Below are 7508 nucleotides of genomic sequence, written 5' to 3'. Positions count from 1 at the left end.
CGCCGTGCAGGCCGAGGGCTGGCTCCACCACTGGCAGCTGTCCGCCAAGCCGGGCAAGCCGCTGGCCGTGGGCGCGGTGCGCCGTTCGGGCGGTGGCGAAACCCTGCTGATGGGCCTGCCGGGCAACCCGGTGTCCAGCTTCGTCACCTTCTGGCTGACGGTGGCACCACTGCTGGCCGCCCTGCAGGGCGGGCGCTGTGTCTTGCCGCAGCCGCTGCGGGTGACGGCCGGCTTCGACTGGCCCAAGCCGGACCGCCGGCGCGAGTTCCTGCGCGTGCGGGTGGGCGCCGACGGCCGCCTGCAGCTTCATACCAACCAGAGCTCCGCCGTGCTGAGCTCGGCCGTCTGGGCCGACGGCCTGCTGGACAACCCCGCCGGCCAGGCCTTTGCCGCCGGGGACACCGTGAACTACTTCCCGCTGCCAGTGCTGGCCGCGGGCGCTTGAAGACCGAGATACCGATCGAGACGCCGATGAAGATCCAGCTGCTGTTCTTTGCCTCGCTGCGCGAGACGCTGGGTGGGCCCCGGACCCTGGAGCTGCCCGCGGGCGCCACGGTGGCCCAGGTGCGCGCGCTGCTGGCGGCCGAAGGCGAGGCCGCCGCTGCGGCGCTGGCGCCGGCCCGGCCGGTGCGGGCCGCCGTCAACCAGGTGCTCGCCTCGGGCGAGGCGGTGCTGGCCGATGGCGATGAACTCGCCTTCTTCCCGCCGGTGACCGGAGGCTGAACCCGTGTCCTTGAACGCTTCTGCCGTCACACCCCGGGTGCGCATCCAGACCGCCGACTTCGACCTGGGCCAGGAGGTGGCGTCCCTGCGCGCCGACGATGGCGGCGTCGGGGCCGTGGTGAGCTTCCTGGGCACGGTGCGCGACCGCCACGGCACCCAGGCCGGCGAGGTTTCGGCCATGGAGCTGGAGCACTACCCCGGCATGACCGAGAAGGCCATCGAGGCGATGATCGACGCGGCGCACGCCCGTTTCGACATCCGCGCGGCCCGGGTCATCCACCGCGTCGGGCCGCTCAGGCCCTGCGATCAGATTGTCCTGGTGGTGGTCAGCTCGGCCCACCGCGGCGAGGCCTTCCAGGCCTGCGAGTTCCTGATGGACTACCTCAAGACCCAGGCCCCGTTCTGGAAGAAGGAAACCACCGCCGAAGGCGCGCGCTGGGTGGATGCCCGGGTGGCGGACGACCAGGCCCTGGCCCGCTGGGGCATTGCCTCGGCCAACGCCGGCATGAGCGCGGAAGGCCGCCGATGAGCCTGGACGTCAAGCAACTGCGGGGCGCGCTGGGCCGCTTCGCCACCGGCATCACCGTGGTCACCTGTCGGGACGCCGCCGGCCAGCGGGTGGGCCTGACGGTCAACTCCTTCAACGCGCTGTCGCTGGACCCGCCGCTCATCCTCTGGTCGCTGCGCAATGCCAGCCCCAGCGTCGCGGCCTTCGAGCAGACCGGCCACTTCGCGGTCAATGTGCTGGGCCAGGCGCAGATGCCGGTGTCCCAGTCCTTCGCCAGCCCGGTCCCGGACCGTTTCGCGGTGGGCGACTGGGCCGAGGGGGAGGGCGGTGCGCCCGTGCTGCGCGACGCCCTGGCCTGTTTCGAGTGTGTGCTGGAGAGCGTGCAGCCGATGGGTGACCACCGCCTGTTCATCGGCCGGGTGCTGGCCGCGCGGCAGGCCGAGGGCGAGCCGCTGATCTACCACGCCGGCTGCTACCGCGCCCTGGGCGACGTGCTCTGAGGGGGCGGCGGTGGCGGCGTGCGGCCGCTTGATGTGAGTCAAAGTCCTGTGCGGATCGGCGGTTCAGTCTCTTGAAAACGCCGTGGCGGCGCCCATGTGTCCACGCAATCGGAGGAAATATCCATGCGTCTTGACAAGCTCACCACCGCCTTTCAGCAAGCCCTGGCCGAGGCACAGAGCCTGGCCGTGGCCCGCGACAACCCCTACATCGAACCCAGCCATGTGCTGGCGGCCATGCTGGCCCAGCCCGAAGGCCCCAAGGCCCTGCTGGACCGTGCCGGCGCCAACACGGCGGCCCTGAAGACCGCGATGGAGACCGCCATGGGCGGCCTGCCGCAGGTGCAGGGGGGTGGGCAGGTGCAGGCCGGGCGCGATCTGGTGCAGCTGCTGCAGCAGGCCGACAAAGAGGCCATGCAGCGGGGTGACAGCTTCATCGCCAGCGAGATGTTCCTGCTGGCCCTGGCCGAGGCCCGCAGCGACCTGGGTGGCGTGGTGCGTGGCCATGGCCTGACCCGCAAGGCCCTGGAAGCCGCCATCGACGCGGTGCGCGGCGGCCAGAAGGTCGATTCGGCCGAGGCAGAAGGCCAGCGCGAGGCGCTGAAGAAGTACACCCTGGACCTGACCGATCGGGCCCGCCAGGGCAAGCTCGACCCGGTGATCGGCCGCGACGACGAGATCCGCCGTGCCATCCAGGTGCTGCAGCGCCGCAGCAAGAACAACCCCGTGCTGATCGGCGAGCCCGGCGTGGGCAAGACCGCCATCGTCGAAGGTCTGGCGCAGCGCATCGTCAACGGCGAGGTGCCCGACACCCTGCGCGACAAGAAGGTGCTGGTGCTGGACATGGCCGGCCTGCTGGCCGGGGCCAAGTACCGTGGCGAGTTCGAGGAGCGCCTGAAGGCCGTGCTCAAGGAAGTGGCCCAGGAAGAGGGCCGCGTGATCCTGTTCATCGACGAGATCCACACCATGGTGGGCGCCGGCAAGGCCGAGGGCGCCATGGATGCCGGCAACATGCTCAAGCCTGCGCTGGCCCGCGGTGAGCTGCACTGCATCGGCGCGACCACGCTGGACGAATACCGCAAGTACGTCGAGAAGGACGCTGCGCTGGAGCGCCGCTTCCAGAAGGTGATGGTCGACGAGCCCAGCGTGGAGGCGACCATCGCCATCCTGCGCGGCCTGCAGGAAAAGTACGAGGTGCACCACGGCGTGGAGATCACCGACCCGGCCATTGTCGCCGCGGCGGAGCTGAGCCACCGCTACATCACCGACCGCTTCCTGCCGGACAAGGCCATCGACCTGATCGACGAGGCCGCGGCCAAGATCAAGATCGAGATTGACTCCAAGCCGGAGGCGATGGACAAGCTCGACCGCCGGCTGATCCAGCTGAAGATCGAGCGCGAGGCTGTCAAGAAGGAAACCGACGAGGCCTCGCAAAAGCGCCTGGGCCTGATCGAGGAAGAGATCGGCAAGCTCGAGCGCGAGTACGCCGACCTGGAAGAGATCTGGAAGGCCGAGAAGGCCACGGCCCAGGGCAGCGCCCAGGTCAAGGAAGAGATCGACAAGATCAAGTTCCAGATCGAGGAACTCAAGCGCAAGGGCGACTTCAACAAGGTGGCCGAGCTGCAGTACGGCAAGCTGCCGGAGCTGGACAAGCGCCTGAAGGAGGCCCAGGCCCACGAGGCGGGCAAGAAGGGTGGTTCGGTTCCGCAGCTGCTGCGCACCATGGTCGGGGCCGAGGAGATTGCCGAGGTGGTCAGCCGTGCCACCGGCATCCCGGTCAGCAAGTTGATGCAGGGTGAGCGTGACAAGCTGCTGCTGATGGAAACCAAGCTGCACGAGCGCGTGGTGGGCCAGGACGAGGCCATCGTGGCCGTGTCCGACGCCATCCGCCGCAGCCGGGCTGGCCTGTCCGACCCCAACCGGCCGCTGGGCAGCTTCCTGTTCCTGGGCCCCACCGGCGTGGGCAAGACCGAGCTGTGCAAGGCGTTGGCGGGCTTCCTGTTCGACAGCGAGGACCACATGATCCGCATCGACATGAGCGAGTTCATGGAGAAGCACTCCGTGAGCCGCCTGATCGGCGCGCCTCCGGGCTATGTGGGCTATGACGAGGGCGGCTACCTGACCGAGGCCGTGCGCCGCAAGCCCTACAGCGTGATCCTGCTCGACGAGGTGGAGAAGGCCCACCCGGACGTCTTCAACGTGCTGCTGCAGGTGCTGGACGATGGCCGCCTGACCGATGGCCAGGGCCGCACGGTGGACTTCAAGAACGCCGTGATCGTGATGACCAGCAACCTGGGCTCGCACCTGATCATGTCCATGGCCGGGCAACCGGGCGAGGCGATCAAGGCCGCGGTGTGGGACGAGGTCAAGCAGCACTTCCGTCCGGAGTTCCTGAACCGGATCGACGAGACGGTGGTGTTCCACGCCCTGGACCAGGCCAACATCGAATCCATCGCCAGGATCCAGCTCAAGGGGCTGGAGGCGCGGCTGGCCAAGATGGATATGCAGCTGGAGGTGTCTCCGGCGGCCCTGGCCGAGATCGCCAAGGCCGGTTTCGACCCGGTGTTCGGGGCGCGTCCGCTCAAGCGGGCCATCCAGCACCGCATCGAGAACCCGGTGGCCAAGCTGATCCTGCAAGGCAAGTTCGGTCCCAAGGACGTCATCCCGATCGACGTCGAGGGGGGCGAACTCTCCTTCGGTCGCGTGGTGCACTGACGTACCGCATGCCCTTCGGGGTGGCTCGGATGGCGTGCGTCCTTAGAATGGGCGCACGCCATTTTTCTGTCATGCACGGCCGTTCTCTCGACCGTCTTGCTCTCGATCATGTCTGAACCGTCGCTATCCACGGGCGCACCCGTGTCGTCCTCCTCTCGTTCCGGTGGGGACGATGCCTTGCCGGTGGTCATCATCGGGGCCGGTCTGGGGGGGCTGACCGTGGCCCTGAACCTGGCCGAGCAGGGCCAGAAGGTGGTGGTGCTGGCCAAGCGCGACCTGGGCGAGGCGGCCACCGCCTGGGCCCAGGGCGGCATCGTCGGCGTGCTGGGCTCGGACGACAGCGTCGAGAGTCATGTGCGTGACACCCAGGAGGCCGGGGCCGGCCTGGTGGACGAACACACCGCCCGCTACATCGCCCAGAACAGCGCCCAGGCCATCGAATGGCTGGTGGCGCAGGGCGTGCCGTTCTCACCCGATCCGAGCGGCCCGCTGGGCCTGCACCTGACCCGAGAGGGCGGCCATGCGGTGCGTCGCATCGCCCATGCGGCCGATGCCACCGGCAAGGCCATCCACGAGGCCCTGCTGGCCCGGGCCCGCGCCCACCCGAACGTGGAGCTGCGGGCGCGCTGGATGGCGGTGGACCTGATCACCAACCGCCACGTCAAGAAGTCCGATGGCCGCCCGCAGTGCCACGGCGTCTATGCGCTGGACATCGACAGTGGCCGGGTGGAGACCCTGCCGGCCCGTGCCGTGGTGCTGGCCACCGGCGGCGTGGGCAAGGTCTACCGCTACACCAGCAACCCCGAGACCTCGACGGGCGACGGCATCGCCATGGCCTGGCGGGCCGGCTGCCGGGTGGCCAACATGGAGTTCATCCAGTTTCACCCGACCTGCCTGTACCACCCGCAGGAGCGCAGCTTCCTGATCACCGAGGCGCTGCGTGGTGAGGGCGGTCTGCTGCGCCTGCCCGGGGTCAAGCTGGAAGGCGACAGCGACGATTCGCCCTGGGGCAGCCGCTTCATGCCCGAGCACGACGCCCGCGGCGAGCTGGCTCCGCGCGACATCGTGGCCCGGGCCATCGACTTCGAGATGAAGAAACACGGCCTGGACCATGTGTGGCTGGACGCCACCCACCTGGGCGAGGCCTTCCTGAAGGAGCATTTCCCGACCATCCACGCCCGCTGCCTGGAGCTGGGCATCGACATCGCGCGCCAGCCGATTCCGGTGGTGCCGGCAGCCCACTACACCTGCGGTGGCGTGGTGACCGACCTGGCCGGCCGCAGCGACCTGCCGGGGCTGTATGCGGTGGGCGAGGCCACCTACACCGGCCTGCACGGCGCCAACCGCCTGGCCAGCAACTCGCTGCTGGAATGCGTGGTGCTGGGCCACAGCTGCGTGGACGCCATCCTGCAGGCGCCGCTGCCGCAGCCGCCCAAGCTGCCGGCCTGGGACGAGAGCCTGGTGGAGAACGCCGACGAGCAGGTGGTCATCGCCCACAACTGGGACGAACTGCGCCTCCTGATGTGGAACTACGTGGGCATCGTGCGTACCACGCGCCGGCTGGAGCGGGCGCTGCACCGCATCAAGCTGCTCAAGGACGAGATCGACGATTACTACGCCAACTTCCGGGTCAACCGCGACCTGCTGGAGCTGCGCAACCTGGTCGTCTGTGCGGAGCTGATCGTGCGCTCGGCCCTGATGCGCCACGAGAGCCGCGGCCTGCACTACAGCCGCGATTTCCCGCACACCCTGCCGGTCAGCTTCCCGACCGTGCTGACGCGCAAGGCCAAGAGCCGCTAGCAGCTAGGCGCCAAGCCAGGGCCGCCAGGGTCTGCCTGGATCAGCGGCGCGCGCGCATCGCGTTGCGAGCCTGGACAAAGCCGATTGCGAACTCGACGGCTTCCTCCACCGAGCGTTCGGACTCGGTGCGTTCCCGTTCGGTCTGGAAGAAGGCCAGGTCCACCTCGTGTCGGATGTAGCGGGGCGGCAGGCGATTCAGCGCCACGCAGGCGATGTCGGCCAGGGCGTCCTCGTTGTCCAGCAGGTGCGGGAAGTCCTGCGCCTGACGCATCACCGTCGCAAAGACGGCCTTTTCGTACCAGTTGTGGATCGAGCTGATGTCCATGGCCGGAGTCTGCCCGCATCCGGCCCGGCGCAGGCGTGAAAAAGGCCCGCCAAGGCGGGCCTTCATCGCAGGGGAGGGGGCTTGAGGGCTCAGCCCAGCCGGTCCAGCACCCGCATGGAGTAGTCGGTGGCCACCACGTCCTTGGTGAGCTTGCCGATGGAGATGCGGTCCACCCCGGTGGCGGCAATGGCGCGCAGGCCGTCCAGCGTGACGCCGCCGGAGGCTTCCAGCAGGGCCCGGCCAGCGGTCAGGGCCACCGCCTCGCGCATCATGTCCAGGCTGAAGTTGTCCAGCAGCACGCTGGTGGCGCCGTGGGCCAGCGCTTCCTGCAGCTGGGCCAGGCTTTCCACCTCGATCTGGATCTCCACCCCGGCGTTCAGCTCGGCGGCGGCTTGGAGCACCTGCGGGATGCCGCCGGCCGCGGCGATGTGGTTTTCCTTGATCAGGATGCCGTGCCACAGCGCCAGGCGCTGGTTCTGGCCGCCGCCCACCCGCACCGCGTACTTCTGCGCCTGGCGCAGGCCGGGCAGGGTCTTGCGGGTGTCCAGCACGGCGCAGCCGCGCGGGTTGGGCGAGGCGCCCTCGATCGCATCCACATGCCGGCGGGTGAGGCTGGCGGTGCCGGAGAGCAGCTGCAGGAAGTTCAGCGCCGGCCGCTCGGCCGAGAGCAGGGCGCGGGCATCGGCCTGGATCTCGCACACCGGGGTGTCGGCCCGCATGCGATCCCCTTCGGCGTAATGCCACTGCACCGCAGCAGCCGGGTCCAGGGCGAGCAGGCAGGCCTCGAACCAGTCGCGGCCGCAGAGCACGGCGTCTTCGCGCACGGTGACGCGGGCGGCCACCCGACGGCCGGCCGGCACCAGCAGGCCCGTCCAGTCGGCGCGGCCGATGTCTTCGAACAGCGCGTCGCGCACATTGCGCGCACGCGCTCGTCCAGGTT

7 protein-coding genes and 1 pseudogene are annotated in these 7508 nt (G+C 69.3%); 6 read left to right on the top strand and 2 right to left on the bottom strand.

The genetic code is table 11. The annotated features are described in order from the left end of the window. The 6 genes and pseudogenes from I73_RS00895 to nadB all read left to right on the top strand — a co-directional run. Positions 1-445: pseudogene (locus I73_RS00895) on the top strand (molybdopterin molybdenumtransferase MoeA); the annotation flags it as partial. 26 nt (positions 446-471) lie between these two features. After that, the gene (moaD, locus tag I73_RS00890) at positions 472-723 is read left to right on the top strand and encodes a molybdopterin converting factor subunit 1 (protein WP_022978894.1); all 252 of its coding nucleotides are present in this window, start codon (positions 472-474) and stop codon (positions 721-723) included. 10 nt (positions 724-733) lie between these two features. Further along, entirely contained in the window at positions 734-1252 is a 519-nt protein-coding gene (locus I73_RS00885; RefSeq protein ID WP_022978893.1) for a molybdenum cofactor biosynthesis protein MoaE, read from the top strand. Beyond that, on the top strand, positions 1249-1731 hold the full coding sequence (locus tag I73_RS00880) for a flavin reductase family protein (RefSeq protein WP_022978892.1): 483 nt from the start codon (positions 1249-1251) through the stop codon (positions 1729-1731). Before I73_RS00885 ends, I73_RS00880 begins: the two co-directional genes overlap by 4 nt. A 123-nt stretch (positions 1732-1854) precedes the next feature. Then, positions 1855-4443, top strand: coding sequence for an ATP-dependent chaperone ClpB (gene clpB / locus I73_RS00875; protein ID WP_022978891.1), 2589 nt, complete (start codon positions 1855-1857; stop codon positions 4441-4443). Positions 4444-4551: 108 nt separating this feature from the next. Beyond that, positions 4552-6243: an L-aspartate oxidase gene (nadB, locus tag I73_RS00870; RefSeq protein ID WP_083876484.1), complete on the top strand. Its 1692-nt coding sequence runs from the start codon at positions 4552-4554 to the stop codon at positions 6241-6243. A gap of 40 nt (positions 6244-6283) precedes the next feature. On the opposite strand, the gene I73_RS00865 is transcribed toward nadB, so the two are convergent. Both I73_RS00865 and nadC read right to left on the bottom strand, forming a co-directional pair. Further along, the gene (locus I73_RS00865) at positions 6284-6568 is read right to left on the bottom strand and encodes a late competence development ComFB family protein (protein WP_022978890.1); all 285 of its coding nucleotides are present in this window, start codon (positions 6566-6568) and stop codon (positions 6284-6286) included. Between the two features lie 89 nt (positions 6569-6657). After that, on the bottom strand, positions 6658-7508 hold an 851-nt coding region (gene nadC, locus I73_RS00860; protein WP_026096147.1), incomplete at its 5' end, for a carboxylating nicotinate-nucleotide diphosphorylase.

The sequence above is a fragment of the Ideonella sp. B508-1 genome, from assembly GCF_000333615.1.
Classification (GTDB): domain Bacteria; phylum Pseudomonadota; class Gammaproteobacteria; order Burkholderiales; family Burkholderiaceae_C; genus Ideonella.
This window is presented reverse-complemented; position numbering and strand designations above follow the sequence as displayed.

What these genes read in the sequence shown, in the direction of transcription:
- nadB (WP_083876484.1), top strand. Translation starts at nt 4,552, where the DNA reads ATGTCTGAACCGTCGCTATCCACGGGCGCACCCGTGTCGTCCTCCTCT.
- I73_RS00865 (WP_022978890.1), bottom strand. Translation starts at nt 6,568, where the DNA reads ATGGACATCAGCTCGATCCACAACTGGTACGAAAAGGCCGTCTTTGCG.
- moaD (WP_022978894.1), top strand. Translation starts at nt 472, where the DNA reads ATGAAGATCCAGCTGCTGTTCTTTGCCTCGCTGCGCGAGACGCTGGGT.
- I73_RS00880 (WP_022978892.1), top strand. Translation starts at nt 1,249, where the DNA reads ATGAGCCTGGACGTCAAGCAACTGCGGGGCGCGCTGGGCCGCTTCGCC.
- clpB (WP_022978891.1), top strand. Translation starts at nt 1,855, where the DNA reads ATGCGTCTTGACAAGCTCACCACCGCCTTTCAGCAAGCCCTGGCCGAG.